This window comes from Microbulbifer celer (genome assembly GCF_020991125.1).
Lineage (GTDB): Bacteria > Pseudomonadota > Gammaproteobacteria > Pseudomonadales > Cellvibrionaceae > Microbulbifer > Microbulbifer celer.
Genome location: NZ_CP087715.1, coordinates 3,761,051 through 3,778,506, shown reverse-complemented (window position 1 = coordinate 3,778,506; position 17,456 = coordinate 3,761,051). Strand labels below are relative to the sequence as shown.

General features: G+C 58.7%; 12 protein-coding genes. 4 read left to right on the top strand and 8 right to left on the bottom strand.

The window, feature by feature from the left end; translation table 11 throughout:
- Positions 1–89 precede the first annotated feature (89 nt).
- On the top strand, positions 90–2,510 hold the full coding sequence (gyrB, locus tag LPW13_RS15720) for a DNA topoisomerase (ATP-hydrolyzing) subunit B (protein WP_230436860.1): 2,421 nt from the start codon (positions 90–92) through the stop codon (positions 2,508–2,510).
- 118 nt (positions 2,511–2,628) lie between these two features.
- On the opposite strand, the gene LPW13_RS15715 is transcribed toward gyrB, so the two are convergent.
- Positions 2,629–3,123 (bottom strand): GNAT family N-acetyltransferase, encoded by a 495-nt coding sequence (locus LPW13_RS15715; protein ID WP_230436858.1) that lies wholly within the window; start codon positions 3,121–3,123, stop codon positions 2,629–2,631.
- Between the two features lie 259 nt (positions 3,124–3,382).
- Here LPW13_RS15715 and LPW13_RS15710 point away from each other — a divergent pair, with 259 nt between their 5' ends.
- A complete protein-coding gene (locus tag LPW13_RS15710) occupies positions 3,383–5,554 on the top strand; it encodes a TonB-dependent receptor family protein (protein ID WP_230436856.1) in 2,172 nt (723 codons plus the stop codon).
- 167 nt (positions 5,555–5,721) lie between these two features.
- Positions 5,722–6,354: a DUF2239 family protein gene (locus LPW13_RS15705; protein WP_230436855.1), complete on the top strand. Its 633-nt coding sequence runs from the start codon at positions 5,722–5,724 to the stop codon at positions 6,352–6,354.
- Positions 6,355–6,376: 22 nt separating this feature from the next.
- Here the strand turns inward: LPW13_RS15705 and LPW13_RS15700 are convergent, their stop codons facing one another.
- The 7 genes from LPW13_RS15700 to glyQ form a co-directional block, all read right to left on the bottom strand.
- A complete protein-coding gene (locus LPW13_RS15700; RefSeq protein ID WP_230436853.1) occupies positions 6,377–7,567 on the bottom strand; it encodes a class I SAM-dependent rRNA methyltransferase in 1,191 nt (396 codons plus the stop codon).
- Positions 7,568–7,746: 179 nt separating this feature from the next.
- A complete protein-coding gene (locus tag LPW13_RS15695) occupies positions 7,747–8,721 on the bottom strand; it encodes a hypothetical protein (protein ID WP_230436851.1) in 975 nt (324 codons plus the stop codon).
- Positions 8,721–9,059: a PadR family transcriptional regulator gene (locus tag LPW13_RS15690; RefSeq protein ID WP_230436850.1), complete on the bottom strand. Its 339-nt coding sequence runs from the start codon at positions 9,057–9,059 to the stop codon at positions 8,721–8,723. Before LPW13_RS15690 ends, LPW13_RS15695 begins: the two co-directional genes overlap by 1 nt.
- Positions 9,060–9,209: 150 nt before the next feature.
- The gene (locus LPW13_RS15685) at positions 9,210–12,221 is read right to left on the bottom strand and encodes a S8 family serine peptidase (protein WP_230436848.1); all 3,012 of its coding nucleotides are present in this window, start codon (positions 12,219–12,221) and stop codon (positions 9,210–9,212) included.
- A gap of 434 nt (positions 12,222–12,655) precedes the next feature.
- Positions 12,656–13,210: a D-glycero-beta-D-manno-heptose 1,7-bisphosphate 7-phosphatase gene (gene gmhB / locus LPW13_RS15680; protein ID WP_230436846.1), complete on the bottom strand. Its 555-nt coding sequence runs from the start codon at positions 13,208–13,210 to the stop codon at positions 12,656–12,658.
- Between the two features lie 19 nt (positions 13,211–13,229).
- The gene (glyS, locus tag LPW13_RS15675; RefSeq protein WP_230436844.1) at positions 13,230–15,311 is read right to left on the bottom strand and encodes a glycine--tRNA ligase subunit beta; all 2,082 of its coding nucleotides are present in this window, start codon (positions 15,309–15,311) and stop codon (positions 13,230–13,232) included.
- Entirely contained in the window at positions 15,311–16,315 is a 1,005-nt protein-coding gene (glyQ, locus tag LPW13_RS15670) for a glycine--tRNA ligase subunit alpha (protein ID WP_230436842.1), read from the bottom strand. The genes glyS and glyQ overlap by 1 nt, the downstream gene beginning before the upstream one ends.
- A 242-nt stretch (positions 16,316–16,557) precedes the next feature.
- On the opposite strand from glyQ, the gene LPW13_RS15665 reads away from it, so the two are divergent.
- The gene (locus tag LPW13_RS15665; RefSeq protein ID WP_230436840.1) at positions 16,558–17,445 is read left to right on the top strand and encodes a lysophospholipid acyltransferase family protein; all 888 of its coding nucleotides are present in this window, start codon (positions 16,558–16,560) and stop codon (positions 17,443–17,445) included.
- Positions 17,446–17,456: the final 11 nt, after the last annotated feature.

The window sequence follows — 17,456 nt, the reverse complement described above, 5'->3', positions numbered from 1 at the left end:
GAACTGATACAAACTATGCGTGCGGCCCCACCAAGTGACGCAAACCGACTATTGAATGCCGGCAAACACCGGAGTAATGGAGCAACAGCATGTCGCAAGAAAATAATTACGATTCCAGTAGCATCAAGGTTCTCAAGGGCCTGGATGCGGTGCGCAAGCGCCCGGGAATGTACATTGGTGACACGGACGATGGAACCGGCCTGCACCATATGGTGTTTGAAGTGGTGGACAACTCCATCGATGAGGCGCTGGCAGGACATTGCGACGAAATCAGAGTCATCATCCACCCTGACGAGTCCATCAGTGTCTCGGACAACGGCCGCGGCATTCCCACGGAGATTCACTCGGAGGAGGGCGTTTCCGCGGCGGAAGTTATTATGACGGTCCTCCACGCCGGTGGTAAGTTCGATGACAACACCTACAAGGTGTCCGGTGGCCTGCACGGGGTGGGGGTTTCCGTAGTAAACGCGTTGTCGGAAGAGCTGAAACTCACCATCCGCCGTGGGGGTAAGATCCATGAACAGGTCTATCGGCACGGCGTGCCCGAGGCCCCACTGGCTGTCGTCGGTGACAGTGAAACCTCCGGAACCACGGTACATTTCAAACCGTCCCCGGAGACTTTTACCAATATCCAGTTCCATTACGACCAACTGGCCAAGCGTCTGCGAGAGCTGTCGTTCCTGAACTCCGGTGTGCGCATCGTGCTGAAGGATGAGCGCTCGGGCAAAGAGGAAGTCTACGAATATGAGGGTGGCCTGCGTGCCTTCGTGGAGTTCCTGAACCAGAACAAGACACCGATCAACAAAGTGCTGCACTTCAAGAACCAGCGTGAAGATGGCATCGCGGTAGAGGTGGCACTGCAATGGAACGATTCCTTCCAGGAAAATATTTTCTGTTACACCAACAATATTCCCCAGCGTGACGGCGGTACCCACCTGGCGGGCTTCCGCGCAGCCCTGACCCGTGGTCTCAATAGCTATATCGAAAAAGAAGGGGTAGGGAAAAAGGATAAGGTCAGCACTACGGGCGATGACGCCCGCGAAGGCCTGACAGCGATCATTTCGGTCAAAGTACCGGACCCAAAGTTCTCCTCCCAGACCAAAGACAAGCTGGTCTCCTCCGAGGTAAAACCGGCGGTCGAGCAGGAGATGGGACACTCGTTCACCGACTACCTACTGGAAAACCCGCAGGAAGCCAAGGCGGTAGTGGGCAAGATGATTGATGCTGCCAGAGCTCGGGAGGCGGCTCGTAAGGCGCGGGAGATGACCCGCCGCAAGGGCGCACTGGATATCGCCGGGCTTCCCGGCAAGCTGGCAGACTGCCAACAGAAAGACCCGGCGCTGTCAGAAATCTACCTGGTGGAGGGCGATTCCGCTGGAGGCTCGGCAAAACAGGGGCGCGACCGCCGCACCCAGGCCATCCTGCCCCTCAAGGGGAAGATCCTGAATGTGGAAAAGGCCCGGTTCGACAAGATGCTGTCCAGCGCCGAAGTGGGCACCCTGATTACCGCTCTGGGTTGCGGTATCGGCAAGAGTGAGTTTGATCCCGACAAACTGCGCTACCACAGCATCATTATCATGACGGATGCCGACGTGGATGGCGCGCACATCCGTACCCTGTTGCTCACCTTCTTCTTCCGTCAGATGCCGGAACTGATTGAACGCGGTCATGTATTTATTGCGCAGCCACCGCTGTACAAGATATCCAAGGGCAAGCAGGAGCAGTACCTGAAAGATGAGGCGTCTCTGACCCAGTACCTCACCAACGCCGCCCTCGAGAGCGCGACCCTCTACGTCAATCCGGAAGCTCCGGGGCTGGCAGGCAATGCGTTGGAATCCCTGGTCAAGGAATACCGCGCCGTGATGGCGACCATCGATCGCCTCAATCGCCTTTACCCGGAGCAGGTCCTGCACTCCATGGTCTATTTGCCGAGCGTGAGCCCGGAAGACCTGCAGAGTGAGGAAAAAATGCAGACCTGGAGCGTTCGCCTGCAAGAGCTGCTGGAGCAGGAAGCCGACGGCGGCGGCCGCCGCCACCTGGTGAGCATTCGCAAAGATGAAGAACGGGATCTCTATCTGCCGGCGATCAATATCGTGGCCCACGGCGTGAGTAGTGACTATGTGATCAGTCACGAGTTCTTCGAGTCCGCAGAGTATCGCGCCATCTGCACCCTGGGTGAAAAGATGCTGGATCTGCTGGAAGAGGGCGCCTACATCCAGCGCGGTGAAAAGCGGCAGTCCGTCACCAGCTTCCCCGAAGCACTGACCTGGCTGATGAACGAGAGTCGCCGCGGCTACAACATCCAGCGCTATAAAGGTCTGGGAGAAATGAACCCGGAGCAGCTGTGGGAGACCACCATGAATCCTGAGACCCGTCGCATGCTGCAGGTAACGGTGGAAGACGCCATTGCCGCGGACCAGATCTTCACCACCCTGATGGGGGACAATGTGGAGCCCCGGCGTGAATTTATCGAAAGCAACGCGCTGGCGGTGGAAAACCTGGATGTGTGATTAACGCACCCAGAATTTGATCGTGAACGAACAAAGCAGCCTCCGGGCTGCTTTTGTTGTTTCAAGTGATGGAAAAGTTGAGGGTTGAGTGAGATTAAAGTCGGATCGCGCTCCGTGGTCAGGCCGCCCGGCACATCATCACCAACTCGTCCTGTCGGGCCTCCATGGAGTAGCTGCGGGCGGTCTCTTCGAAGCCGTGCTTCTGGAGAAAATACCTGCCGTGGAGGTTTTCTTCCAGCACCGTCACTTCCAGCTGGTTGCGGTCATACATCGCCTGCGCCATCAGCGTGCTGCCAATACCCTGCCGTTGCTGTGTCGGTGCAACAAATACGGTGTGCAGCTCGTTATCCGGGGTGATTGCCACCAACCCTTCGGCGATATCGTCGCGCGGGTTAGCGTAAACCCAGGCGGTAAGCCGAGGCTCATCATTAGCAGAAACGTGAGAAAAACCAGAGCTCTGCATCGCCGCATACAGCCGTTGCAACTGCTCTAGCGTGTCCTGCAGGCGCGCCTCCCAGTAAGACACTGGCAGGCTGGGATGATGGGTACAGGCCAGATGAAGCCAGAGTTGCCCCAATCGGTCTATATCAGTGGTTTCCAGTGGTCTAAGCATAAATAACCCGAGAGTAAGTGCTTACTATGCTGGTAATCCTAATCTCCCGTGAAATAAGTACCCAACTACTGGCAATAAAAGCGTCCCATCATATCGCGCGCTTAATGCGTTCCCATCATGCATGCCCTCTGTGAGAAACCCCTCGTCCAGGTGAGAAGGCGTCAATTACCACCGGCTAGCTATTGACACAACCAGTATTAAAAAATATAATCGTTCTCATTAATAAATCAGATAAAAACTGAGAGGACTACGGAGAGCCATGCGTCGATTCACCCTGAACCCCCTGTCACTGGCGTTGTTTACCACTTTGACGACCACCGCCGGGGGTGCCTTCGCCGAAGAGAAAACGGAGCTGCTGGAAACGGTTTCCGTACTCGGTAGCAGTGAACATACCGAAAAACTGCCTGGGTCCGCGCATCTGGTCAGCGCGGGAGAGCTGGAAAAATTCGAGTTTGTGGATATCAACCGCATGCTGCGTACGGTGCCCGGTGTCTACCTGCGAGAAGAGGATGGCTATGGCCTGCGCCCGAATATCGGTATTCGCGGTGCCGACGGCGGCCGCTCCGGCAAGATCTCGCTGATGGAAGATGGCGTGCTGATCGCGCCGGCGCCCTATGCGGCCCCTTCCGCGTATTACTTCCCAACCGCCGGTCGCCTGAACCAGATCGAGGTACTCAAAGGGCCAGCAACCCTGAAATACGGGCCATTTACCGTGGGCGGTGCGGTGAACATGCTGAGCACGCCGATTCCCGGCGTTTCCGAAGGTAGTGTGCAGTTGGAGACGGGCCAGTATGGGGAGAATCGCCTGCATGCCTATTACGGCGACAGCACCGAGACTACCGGCTGGCTGCTGGAAACCCACCAGCAGCAGGCGGACGGCTTCCGTGACATCGACCGCGGCGGCAGTGCCGATATCGCCAAGGAAGATTACCTGGTCAAGGGGCGTCTGAAGTCCGTCGCCGACGCCACTTATGCCCAGCAGCTGGATATCAAACTGCAGTACTCGGAAGAAGAGTCCGGCATGAGCTACCTAGGGCTGACCGATGCGGATTTCGCCTCAGACCCCAATCGTCGCTATGGCATCAGTGCCCTGGATGAGATGCAGAACCGCCACAGTGGACTGCAGTTGAACCACAGTATCGCGCTGAGCGACAGCTTCAGCCTCAACACACAGGCCTATTACAACAAGTTCAAGCGCGACTGGTTCAAGGTGGGCCTCGGGGATCTGATCGATGATGCCAACAGCGGCGATGCCACCGCGCAGGCGGTGCTGGACGGCGAAGCGGACTACGACTTCGGCATCAAACACAACAACCGCAAATACGAATCTCGCGGCGTACAGGTGAGTGCCGACTGGCAGCTGGCTACGGGCGATATCGAACACGATCTGGAAATCGGCCTGCGCCGTCACTGGGATGAAGTGGATCGCTTCCAGCCCACAGAAGAGTACAGCCAGATCGACGGCGCCTTGTTGTTCCAGGAAGTCCGTGATCCCAGCGCGAGTAACAACCGTGTGGAAGAGGCCGACGCCAACTCCTTCTTCGTCTACGACCAGATCCAGCTGGCGGAACAGCTCGCGCTGACCGCCACCCTGCGCTACGAAGATGTGGATACCACACAACAGCGCTACAACAGCATCGACCGCAGTGAGGAAGGCAGCAGCCGCTCCAACTCCCTCAGCGAGTGGCTGCCGGGGCTGGGTCTGGTATACGAGGTGAATAGCGAATGGGCGCTGCTCGCCGGTGTACATCGCGGTTTCGCGCCGCCTGGAGCCGGGTCCGACAGTGGAGTAGGCGCGGAGCTTTCCACCAACTACGAGTGGGGCGCGCGTTACAACCGCGGCGACCTGCGCGCGGAAGTGATTGCCTTCTACAGCGACTACGAAAATACCGTACAGAACTGCTCCATCGCCGTGCCCTGTCCGGATGAGGCGGAAAGTGGCAGCTATCAACTGGGCGAATCGGAAATCCGCGGCCTTGAAGCCTCCCTGGGCACTCAGTGGCAGCTGGCCGGCGGCTGGTTTGTACCGCTGGCGGCGAGCTATACCTGGACCGAGGCCGAGATCACCCGCGACAGTGATGGTGGTGACCTGCTGGCAGGGGACAACTTTGCTTACCTACCGGAAAATGTGTTCGCGTTGACCGCCGGCCTCGACAGCGGCGCCGCCTGGCGGGTAAATCTCACCGCGGCCTTCCAGGACGAGATGTGTGTGGATAACAGGTGTAATCGGGGTGCCGGCGACCGTTTCGATCACACCGAGTCTCTGTGGGTGGTGGATGCCGCCGCGCACTACGATTTCAGCGCGGATTTGACGGGTTACCTGAAGGTAGACAACCTGTTGGATGAGCAGGCGATCATCAACCGCGCACCGGATGGCGCCCGCGCCAACCGTCCGCGCACTGCATCGGTGGGTGTACGTTTTATCTTCTGATCGCGTATCCCACATCGTCCCGAGAAAGCCCGGCAATGCCGGGCTTTCTCGTTGTGGGAAAACAGCAGGGGAACAAAGAAGGGAATTAAATTGGCGTTAAACACGTCACGGAATTTCCCGCGAAGCGTGTGAACCCGATACAATACCTGACCAAAAGGTTGGGAAAAATGCAAAGAAAAGCGCGCTACAGCGGTCCCTACAGTGTCAGTGCCTACAATGGTCACCAGCGCCTGGCACAGGGCCATATCACTGAAGTTGCCCTGCAACTGAAACGGACCTTGTCGGAAGCCGATCTGGCAACCGTTCTCGTATTTGATGATGCCACCAGTGATCCGATCGAACTGGATATGAGTGGAACCGAAGCCGCAGTGCTTTCACGGCTACCCGCGCTGCCCGGGAGCACCGGCGATGGCGAAAGCCAGCAGGGGGGGAACACGCACGATAGCGAGGACAAAGTCTCCCAGTCGCTAATGGCACTTCTGAATCTGGAGCCCTCCCAAATTGCCTGGTTGCAGGGGCAGGGTCAGCCACCGGGGATTGTCATCAAAGCGCTTATTGCCAATGCGATGGAAGAGCGCCCCCCGCGGCAGCATCGCTCGCCGGGTGAAGCGGAAAACCAGGCCGCCAAAGCGGCGGCGCTGAGATCCATCAATGCCCTGGCGAAGGCGCTGCCGGGTTGTGATGAGGCTATTCAGGCCCTCCATCAAAACGACGCAGCACGCTTCCGGTTGATCATTTCAAGCTGGCCCAGAGGCCTCGCGCTACACTTAAAAAAACTCTCGGACGACGCGTTTGTGTAGCGCTCAAGCCGATCGATCCAGCCTACACGGATACGGATCCCGACATATGTACAAAGTGCGCTTTGAGATAGCGCGTTTCGGCAATGGCGGGATGTATCGGGTGATCTGCGCCCTGACCGCCGCTGCCGATTATGCTGATGGACTTTTCCAGGTGGCGGCCGGCGCCGCGCAGGATTTCGAGCAGGGTGTCGGATGCCAAGTGCATGGAGCAGGAAGCGCTCACCAGTAATCCGTTGCGGTTGAGCAGCCGCAGTGCCAGTTCATTGATATGCCGATAGGCCGCCTCGCCGGACTTCTGGTCCTTGCGGCGTTTGATAAACGCTGGCGGGTCCAGCACGATGGCATCGTAGCGCTCACCGGTATTGATCAGTTCCTTCATGGCATCGATAGCCTTGCCCTGCACGGTAATCAGGTCGTCCTGGCGATGATTCAGCGCTGCATTCTCTTCACACCAGTCGAGCGCCTGTGAGGAGGCATCCACGCAGGTTACTTGTGATGCGCCGTTAGCAAGTGCTTGCACACCCCAGCCGCCAGCGTAGGAGAACAGATCCAACACCCGCTGACCTTTCACCCACTGGTTCAGCCGTGCGCGGTTGTCGCGGTGATCGTAGAACCAACCGGTTTTCTGGCCCTCGTAGACCGGTGCCAACAGCGGCACCCCGTTTTCCTCAAACGGTGCCATTTTCGGCACCTCGCCGTATGCCACCTCACACACTTCCGGCAGTTCCTCTACCTTGCGCCCCTGATGATCGTTGCGCAGCAGAATACCTTTGGGCTGCACCAGCGCGACCAGCGTATCGACGATATCCTGCAGCAGATTCTCCATACCCCAGCTACTGATCTGGACTACCAGGTAATCGCCAAAGCGATCCACCACCAGCCCGGGCAGACCGTCGGAATCGCCATAGACCATCCGGTAGCTCGGGTGGGGAAAGTACCGCTCGCGCAGGGCGAGGGCATTTTCCAGTCGGCGTTTGAGAGACTTGGTATTGAAGGGGCCCTTGCGGGAAACCAGCCGCGCGCAGATCAGTTGGTTGGGGTTCACCAACCCGTAACCCAGGGATTTGCCCTTGCTGTCCAGGATTTCGCACTGACTGCCTGGCTCGAGTCCCTTCAGTGGACTGCGTTTGGTATCCACTTCGTTGCTATAGATCCACAGGTGGCCAAGTTTCAGGCGACGTTCGGCGCGGGGGTTGAGAATCAATTGTTGCACGAGGGGTACTCCGGCTGGGTGATAGAAGGGAGGGGAGCGCCATTGTTGTGATCCGCGGTGCAGATGGCAAGCGCCATCTGCACGAAATTTAACACGTGGACTGACCCCAACTATAGACAGCGGTAGAAGCGGGGTAACCGTGGATATGATCTGGCCCACGCTTCTCCTGGCGCTGTGGATCAGGCGTTAACCAGGCGTCGGGTGCGGCTTGTCCACAGCCGTTGCAGGTTGCGTATCAGGTCCCAGGCAGTGATCAGGAAAATGATTGCGATCACTCCGCGCCAGTGGCCTGTGGACATTTCCCAATAGACACCGGCATCACCCCAGTGGATACCCAGCGAGGCGGGCAGGGTAAATAGCCATGCGCACAGTAGCAGCCATATCGCGTTGATCAATCCGTCTACGATCAATTTGCTGCGGGTCCAGTAGGGGAAGAAGAGCTTGTCCAGCGCCATCAGTACGCTGGCGGCCAGCGCCAGATTCAACCACGGCAACATTGCCTGCAAGTATGTGCTCAGCACCAGAGAGAAGCCATTGCCCGCGTCCGACTGCGTTACAGCGGGAAATGCGTCGTTCAACCACGCCAGTGCCAGCAGTGTCACCACCAACTCCACCAGACTGTCGAAGGCACCGATTCGCTGCCCGGAGTCGGTAATTCCGGGCAGACGGCGGGGATCCCATTTACCGAATACATCCCCGAACGACATGCCCTCGCCGGCGAGATAAAACCCGAGGGTGACCCAGGCGAAACCGTGAATTCCGCCATTGAAGGTGCCGGTTAACCAACCGATGGCCGCAGCGATAAATTGCGGGTCCGGGTGATTCACCAGCCCCAATACCGCTACGGCGCCGTTGACCACCGCGATGACCAACAGAACCCACTTGAGCACCTGAACATAGAGTGGAAACAGTGCATCGCTCACCAGGGTGCGGCGGGGGTGATAGCCCGCTGCCACCTGCATCGGGTGTCCGCGCCGTTTCAACAGTGCGGCGACTTCGCTTTCATTCGGCGCATGGCCCAGGGTTTGTTCGAGTTCATCGCGGGCATCCTGGAGGTCTGCCAGCAATTCGTTTCCGATGTCTTCACGCTTTGCGGCGGGTAGAGAGTGGAGATAGTTTTTTACGTTGTCTACATACCGTTGTATCAATTCCATCACACGGTTTCTCCCAGTTGTTCGATTGCGCGATTGAGCTTGTGCCATTCACCACTCATGACCTCGAGCGCCGACTCGCCGTCACTGGCGATCTGATAAAAACGCCGTTTTCGTCCGTCGTGAACCTGCCAGTGGCTGTGCAACAGCCCCTGATCCTCCAGGCGTCGCAGGAGGGGATAGAGGGTGCCCTCATCCATATCGAGACCGATATCCGAAAGTTCGCGACGCAGGGAATAGCCGTAGTGCGGGGTGTTCAGCGCGCGCAGTACCGCCAGGATCAACACCCCGCGACGCATCTCCATGGTCAGCTTGTTCAATCTATCCGGTGTCAGGGTCACGCTCTGCTCCATACTGTGCAATACACAGTATATACTGTGTACTACATAGTAGAATTTGGCAAGCCCGGAACAGACCCGTACAAACAAACCGGCACAAAAAAAGCCCACCGGCATCGCCGGTGGGCTCATAAAGTGCGGCGTAGAGTGTGTCTACTGGGTGTTGATCATGACCTCAGTCGTGTCCAGCTGCTGCGCACTGTCGCTGTGGTGGACGATCCCCAGCGCGCGGGTGCCAGCGGGAAGCCCGCCCCATTCCAGGTGCAGGTCGCCCTCACTCCCAGAGGACACAGTGGAGGGACCATCGAGCAGCGCGTTGCCGCTATCCCCCTGAAGGTTGAAGTTGAACAGGGTATAGGGTGTGGCGCCCGGTGCGGAGGCATAGTCCACTACAAACACCGCGTAAACGCCCGGGACCGGGTTGAGCATATCGATCTGTTCATCGGAACCGGGGTTCCCACTGGTGTCCACCAGCGGGAACCCGGCACTTTCTGGCCCCAGTAGTTGCAGATCGAGATCGTCGCTACCGCTGCCGTCACCCACATCGGCATCGAACAGCGCGACGCGACTTATCTGGGTGCCCTCAGGAACCTCGAAGAACAGCAGACCGGCTTCACCATCGGCGAGTGTGCCGGGGAAAGTGACCGCCGGCGCAAGACCGCTGATGGTTGCTGCATAGCTGCCGCTATAACCAAACGCCAGCGGAATCTGCACACTGCCCGAGGTACCAGTTGCGGTGACTTCGGCGGGCGCAGCGATCGGTACCGGTCGCACGGCAATGGGGCTGCGCACCTTGCGGAAACCCTGCGACCAGCTGATCGCGCCGAAGACCCACTGGTTCAGTACGGCATCCTCCGTCGCGGTGAATGTGACCTCGTAGGTTGCCGTCTCACCCTGTTTCAGCCGCAGGATGCGGGGGGAAACTTCGACCCGAATACCCGGCGGTGCCTCCACTTCCGCCCAGTACCAGCGGGTGCCTTTTTCCACACTGGTCACCCGCCGGGTAACGGTTTGCGTGCTGAGCAGTTCGGCCACGCCGATGGATGGCAGGTTGAGGTCGGAAGAGTCGAGGGAGTATCCCGCCTCTTCCAGAGCCGCGCATTGCGCAGCGGGAACCAGTTGAGGCTGCTTCTCTGCACCACACAGGAACGCGTAGTAATCCAGCGCCCCAGCGTCGTACACCAGTCCGGGGAAGAAGGCGTTTGCCGGCTGCACCATGCCGGCACCGATATCGAATGGATCCGCTGGCGTTTCACCGAAGGATTTTTTAAGGTTCTGGCGTGCGGTGGTCATCATTGCCGAGCGCGCCATAGCCGGGCTCCATTCGGGGTAAACCTGTTTCAGCAGTGCCATGATGCCGGCGATATGCGGGCTCGACATGGAGGTGCCGCTGAGGGCCCCGTAAATTTCCCCGTTGCCCACCGGCGAAATACCGGCGACGATGCCCGCGCCGGGGCCGACAATATCCGGCTTGATGATATCCGGTGCGCCGGCATTGGCACCGCGGGAGGAAAACCCGGCGATACGATTGTCGCGGGAGACCTGAATTTCCGGGCTCAGGGTGCCGGAAACATCAGAAGCCGCCAACAGTGCGGCGCCATCCGGATGGCGGATCATAATCCCCGGAATCGTGGTGTCATCCGCGGCCATGGTAATGGGATCAATGCGGTCCGCTGCGGTGCCGTCGTTAAACACCACAATGGCGCGGGCACCTGCAGCGGCGGCCTGATTGTATTTGTCGGTAAACGCACAGGCGCCGCGAATCACCAGCGCAATCTTGCCGTCCATTGCCGCCGCATTTGTCAGCGGGGCGCAGGCGTCCAGCGGTTCAGCGGCCACCACAGCTGTTGCAATGGTGCCGGTGTCTGCCAGTTGCACCGGGCCGGATCCCTGCAACCCCTCAACAATACCGGCCAGCTCGGAAGGTGAGCCTACTTCCAGGCCGGTTCCGAAGCTCTGATTGTCTTCGGTGGCGCCGACTGAGGTGACCCAGGGCACACCGGAAGGGGTGCCGATGGTTTCATTGGCCGGACCGGAGTTGCCGGCGGAAACGGCAACCATCACCCCGGCATCCGCTGCATTGAGAAATGCGATGTCATCGGGACCATCAAAACTGGTGCTCGAGCCACCGACAGAAAAGTTGATCACATCGACACCATCGGCCACTGCCTGATCGATCGCTGCCATGGAGTCCGACGAGTAACAGCCACTGTTGTCGGCGATGGCGGCATCCCAACAGACTTTGTATACCGCAACCCGTGCCCGTGGGGCCACACCACTCAGGGTACCGGTGGCTTCGCCATTGCGTGTGCCTTCAACCCCGTAATTACCCGCGGCAGTGGTCGCGGTATGGGTACCGTGGCCATCGGCATCCCGTGCGGAAAGAAATTCGTAATCGGCGAGTTCGTTGTAGGACAGGAAACTGCTGCCGAACGCCTCGGCTTTGATCAGCTTGTTGTTGCAGTCAAACGGGAGATCATTCGGATTGACAGCAGTGTTACCAAATTCGCAGCCAGTACCGGTGAAGGATGCTGGCGGTGCGTCGTAAAGAATTGGTCGGCCGCGATTGCCGCGTTTGGGGGTTCGGGTATCTTCGAGGCTCGGGTGCTCGGGATGAATACCGGAATCAATGATACCGATGACCACATCTTCACCGGTTGCGCCTAATAGCCAAGGGCCGGGAATATTATCCAGCCCGAGATAGTGGTAGGTGGAATCTGTGTGTGGCTGCAACAGTTCATCTTCCCAGACCGCGACAACGTCTTGTTGGCCGCGAAGAAGCTCCGCCTGCTTCGCGGACATCTTCGCGGCAAAACCGTTAAACGCTACTTCATAGTCATGTACTTTATTTGCGCCGGGAATACGCTGCAGGGTGTCCTCCCTGCGCTGCTTCAGGAAAGCCGCGTATTTTTTAGCGGAGTTACTGGTGCGATCCAGCTTGCCACTTTTTTTAGGTTTGGTCGCAGAGAGTCCCTGAATAGAACCATCGTAAGAAGCGAGCGGCTGGCCCGCCAGCTGCACAATATAAGTTTTACGTTTGTCGATGTTCGGCGCAATGGGCACATCAGCTGTATCCGCCAACACCGGTGTGAAAAATAAAAACCCGGAAAGAACACCGCCGAGAAAACCGGCAAGGCTCCCCGGCAGAAAACGTAGATTCTTCATGAATGCTTTTGCCCCGTTACTGATTATCCGTAACTAAAAAAATACCTGTACCGGGAATGCTTTTGGCAAGGGGTAGCAGGTGGTTCCGTTCGGTGTGCGGAAGAGATCCATGACGGAACGAGCAGGGCTGGCAGGCGGTTTTGTGCTCTGAGGGTATTACAGCCAAATCGCCGAAAATCCATTTACCGGGTCGTTCCATCAACCTCTGATCCGAGTCGTCCAACAGGTTTTTCTTATCCGTGAAAAAGTGGCGACTTCTGATCCTTCAGCTTTGTTTCTACGGAAAGCAAAACGTTGAGGCAACGGGGTGGCGGAAAAATGTTTTTAGAAAGAGATTATTTCACAACAGCTTCACAAAACTGTCGCAAAAAACCGCGTGGAATTCTCGATATAAGTGGTTCTATCGTACCAGTTTGGGGTGGGCAGTGATTTGATCAGGCTTTGTGGATTGCGAAGTCGGCAAACTGGGCCAGGTCATCGAATACGGCGGTATCAATCAAACTCGGGTCTGGATCCTGCATCAGGGATAACAGGGTTTCTTCACCCCGCCCGGACTTGACCAAAACCGGCTTACAACCTTTGGCCACCGCACACTGCAAATCCCTGCGTTGGTCACCGACGAAATAACAGTCGTGCAGGCTGGTATCGAATTCCGCTTCGATCACATCCAGCAGGCCGGTACCGGGCTTGCGACAGCGGCAGTTGTCCGCCTCACTGTGGGGGCAGTAGAAAATGCCCGCGACTTCACCGCCGGCATCTTCCACCAGTGCGCGCAGTTTTGCGTGCATGGCTTCGAGATCGTCGAGATCGAACAGCCCCAGGGAAAGGCCGTTCTGGTTGGTGGCGATGGCCAGTTGAAAACCGGCCTGGCCGAGCCGCGCCATGGCTTCAATACTGCCCGGAATGGGCGTCCATTCATCAACACTGGTAACGTGATCGCCGGGTTGTTCGTTGATCACACCGTCGCGGTCGAGAATGATGATGGCCATGGCGCTCTATGCTCAATTATTACTTGGCGGGCGCCAGCAGGGAAATATCTGCCGCTTCCAGGAACAGGCCGCGCAACTGCGCCAGCAATGCCAGGCGATTGTTGCGCAACTGCTCATCGTCCGCCATCACCATCACGCCGTCGAAGAAGTTGTCTACGGTTTCCCGCAGGCCGGAGAGTCCGGCAAGGCCTTCTTCAAAGCGCGCTTCGCGATACAGCGGCGCCACTGCTTCTGCGGCGTCTTTGACCGCGGCATACAGTGCTTTTTCTGCATCTTCCTGCAACAGCGCCTCGTCCACTTCATTGGGCACCGGCCCGTCGAGCTTGGCGAGAATGTTGGACACGCGCTTGTTGGCAGCCGCCAGCGCTTCCGCCTCCGGCAGCTGACTGAACGAGTGCACCGCCTGAACCCGGTTGTCGATATCCAGTGGGCGGGACAGCTTGCGCGCGGAAACCGCGAGGAAGACTTCCGCCTTGATGCCGGCATCTTCGTAACGGGCGCGGAAGCGCTCGATCATATACGCCAGGGTCTGGTCCACTACATTGTCGTACTCCGCCAGCGCGGTGCGCGGGTAGCCATCGCGGGCCTGGGTGAGAAGTTCGCGCAGGTCCAGGTCGATATTTTTTTCCACCAGGAGTCGCAGTACCCCCAGGCTGGCACGGCGCAGTGCAAAGGGGTCGCGGGAACCACTGGGTGGCTGGCCGATACCGAAAATACCGACCAGCGTATCGATACGGTCGGCGAGGGCGATGATGGTCCCGGTTTCGCTCGCGGGTAATTCATCACCGGCAAACTTGGGCATGTACTGCTCGTACATGGACTTGGCCACGTCTAGCGGCTCGCCGTCGTTTTCTGCGTAGTAGTAGCCGGCGATACCCTGCAGATCGGCAAATTCGAACACCATCTCGGTGACAAGATCGGATTTACACAGTTGCGCGGCGCGCTGCGCCAGTGCGGAGTCGCCCGCGGTTTTTTCAGCGATGGCGGCGGCGAGTTTTGCCAGGCGTTCGGTTTTGTCGTAGACGGTGCCGAGTTTCCGCTGAAAGACCACCGACTTGAGTTTTTCCCGACGGGCCTCCAGCGAGGTTTTCTTGTCGGTTTCGAAAAAGAACGCCGCGTCCGACAGGCGCGGGCGGATGACCCGCTCGTTGCCTTCAATCACCTGCTTGGCGTCGGTGCTTTCAATGTTGGATACGGTAATGAAAAACGGCATCAGGTTGCCGTCTTCGTCCACCACGTGGAAATATTTCTGATGCTCCTTCATCGACGAGATCAACGCTTCCGCGGGCACGTCCAGGAAGCGTTTTTCAAAACGGCCGGTGAGGGCGGCCGGCCACTCTACCAGGGCGGTGACTTCGTCCAGCAGGTCGTCGTCGATGACGGCTTCACCGTTGACGTTATTGGCTTCCGCGGCGACCTGTTCGCGGATCATTTCGCGGCGCTCGGCAAAATCTGCCACCACGTAACCGGGGTCGCGCAGTTGCTGCACATAGTCATTGGCAGAGGAGACGGTCAGTTCGCGGTTGCAGTGGAAACGATGGCCGCGGGTGCTGTTGCCGGCGGTCAGGCCCAGTACTTCCGCTTCCACAGTGTCATTGCCGAACAGCATCAGCAGCCAGTGCACCGGACGCACAAATTCTTCGCGCTTGGCGCCCCAGCGCATGCGTTTGGGAATCGGCAATCTGGCCAGGGACTGACTGACAATATCGCCGAGTAGATTTTTTGTGGCCTCCCCTTTCTGCTCGCTGATAAAGGCCAGGCGTTCGCCCTTGGGGGTATCCACCCGCGCCAGCTCGTCGACGCTGACACCGGCACCGCGGGCAAAACCTTCCGCGGCTTTGGTGGGCTTTCCGTCTTTATCGAAAGCGGCGGCCACGGCCGGGCCGTGTTTCTCGATCTGTTTGTCCTGCTGCTGCTCTGCCAGCTCGCTGACTGCAACCGCCAGGCGGCGGGGACTGGCATAGGCTTTGATTTCACCGTAAGCCAGTTCGGCATCTTTCAGACCCTGTTCGATGCCGTCGGCGAAGGCCTGCATCAGTGTCTGCAGGGCTTTGGGGGGCAGCTCTTCGGTGCCCAGCTCAACCAGAAAATCCTGAGCCATTACTTCTTCTCCTTCTTCGCTGGTTTTGCCTTGGCCGCGGACTGTTCCAGTTGCACGAGCACGGCATTGCGGGCCTCTTCTGTCGCCATCGGGAAGCCGAGAGCGTGACGCGCGTCAAAATAGGCCTGGGCGACGGCGCGGGCGAGGGTGCGTACCCGCAGGATGTAGCGCTGGCGCTCGGTGACGGAAATCGCGTGGCGCGCGTCCAGCAGGTTGAAAGCGTGAGAGGCTTTCATCACCTGTTCGTAGGCCGGCAGCGGCAAACCCAGTTCGATCAGGCGCTGACTGTCGCGCTCGCAGTGATCGAAGGTCGCGAACAGGAATTCCACGTCCGCGTGTTCAAAGTTGTAGTGGGACATCTCCACTTCGTTCTGGTGGAACACGTCGCCGTAGGTCACCGGGGTGCCGTCCGGGTTGCGGGTCCACACCAGGTCGTAGATGGATTCAACGCCCTGCAGGTACATGGCAATGCGCTCGATGCCGTAGGTGATTTCTCCGGTCACCGGGTAGCATTCGAGGCCGCCCACCTGCTGGAAGTAGGTGAACTGGGTCACCTCCATGCCGTTCAGCCATACTTCCCAGCCGAGACCCCAGGCGCCCAGGGTGGGGGATTCCCAGTTGTCTTCCACGAAGCGGATATCGTGCACGCCGGGATCGATCCCTAGGGCGCGCAGGCTGTCCAGGTAGAGGTCCTGAATGTTGCTCGGGGACGGCTTCATCACCACCTGGTACTGATAGTAGTGCTGCAGGCGGTTGGGGTTTTCACCATAGCGGCCGTCGGTGGGGCGGCGGCAGGGCTGCACATAGGCGGCGTTCCAGGTTTCCGGGCCGATGGCGCGCAGGAAGGTGGCCGGGTGAAAGGTGCCGGCGCCCACTTCCATATCCAGAGGCTGTAGAATGACGCACCCCTGGCGCGCCCAGTATTCCTGCAGGGTGAAAATCAATCCCTGAAAGGTGCTCAGGTCCTGCGCCGGGGCAGAACGGCTGGTTTGTTGCTCGGACACCACAATCTCCGGTTTCAGCTGGGTGAAAATACAAGGGGCGCAATTATAGCCGCCCGCGGTGGTGCACTAAACAGCGTGGGGAGAAATGATGGCCTCAAAACGGCCATACTTTGAGAATTTACCCGCATCGAAGACATTGGCGGGGGCTCCGGCGTCCCTGTAAGCCCAATGAATGCAAGAGATTGTGCAAGAGATTGAAAGAAGCGGGGCGAATCTAGTCCCGAGAATAAGGATGTAACAGGTTGGATATCAAAGGGTACTTATCTGCAGGTGCGCTGAGGCTGATCGGCCGTCTGCCGCTGCGCTGGTCGCGCCGCCTGGGTGGTCTGGTGGGTTACAGCGCTGTATGTCTGCGTGGCGAGAGCCTGCGGGTCAGCCGTATCAATCTGGCGCACTGCTTCCCCGCAATGGATCCAAAAGAGCGGGAGAAGCTCGCCCGCGAGAGCGTGGTGAATACCGCCATGACCGGATTCGAGGTGGCCAGTCTGTGGCGCCAGCCCTGGAGCCACGCGGAAGACAGCATCGTGCGGGTACGCAACCAGCAGCTGCTCACCGAGGGGGTTAAAGAAGGCCACGGCGTGCTGGTACTGGCGCCACATATCGGCAACTGGGAGATTTTCGGCCAGTACCTGGCCACGGTCGGCCCCACCACCAGCCTGTACGCACCACCCAAAATTGCCGCGTTGGACCCGGTGATCCGCGCCGGTCGCGAATCCACCGGTGCCCAGCTGGTGCCTACCAATGTGCGCGGTGTGCGCGCGCTGCTTAAAGCCCTGAAGGGCGGTGGAATTGTCGGTGTGCTGCCGGACCAGGAACCGGAGGCCTCCGGCGGTGAGTTCGCGCCGTTTTTTGGTCATCCGACCCTGACCATGACCCTGGGATTCAATCTGATTCAGCGCACCGGCTGCAAGGTGGTATTCGGCTTCGGCAAACGGGTACCCGATGGGTATGAGTTGGTATTGTTGCCGGCGGAACAGGCGATCTACAGCGATGAGGCAAAGGTATCGCTGGCGGCCCTCAATCGCGGTGTGGAGGCCTGCATTGCCGAAGCGCCGGAACAGTATCAGTGGGAGTACAAGCGATTTCGCCGCGCGCCGGAGGGCAAGACCGGGATTTACCGCAGGAACTGACCGCTACCGCC

Coding starts and splice junctions, on each gene's coding strand:
- gyrB (WP_230436860.1), top strand. CDS start 90: ATGTCGCAAGAAAATAATTACGATTCCAGTAGCATCAAGGTTCTCAAG.
- LPW13_RS15715 (WP_230436858.1), bottom strand. CDS start 3,123: ATGCTTAGACCACTGGAAACCACTGATATAGACCGATTGGGGCAACTC.
- LPW13_RS15710 (WP_230436856.1), top strand. CDS start 3,383: ATGCGTCGATTCACCCTGAACCCCCTGTCACTGGCGTTGTTTACCACT.
- LPW13_RS15705 (WP_230436855.1), top strand. CDS start 5,722: ATGCAAAGAAAAGCGCGCTACAGCGGTCCCTACAGTGTCAGTGCCTAC.
- LPW13_RS15695 (WP_230436851.1), bottom strand. CDS start 8,721: ATGGAATTGATACAACGGTATGTAGACAACGTAAAAAACTATCTCCAC.
- LPW13_RS15685 (WP_230436848.1), bottom strand. CDS start 12,221: ATGAAGAATCTACGTTTTCTGCCGGGGAGCCTTGCCGGTTTTCTCGGC.
- gmhB (WP_230436846.1), bottom strand. CDS start 13,210: ATGGCCATCATCATTCTCGACCGCGACGGTGTGATCAACGAACAACCC.
- glyS (WP_230436844.1), bottom strand. CDS start 15,311: ATGGCTCAGGATTTTCTGGTTGAGCTGGGCACCGAAGAGCTGCCCCCC.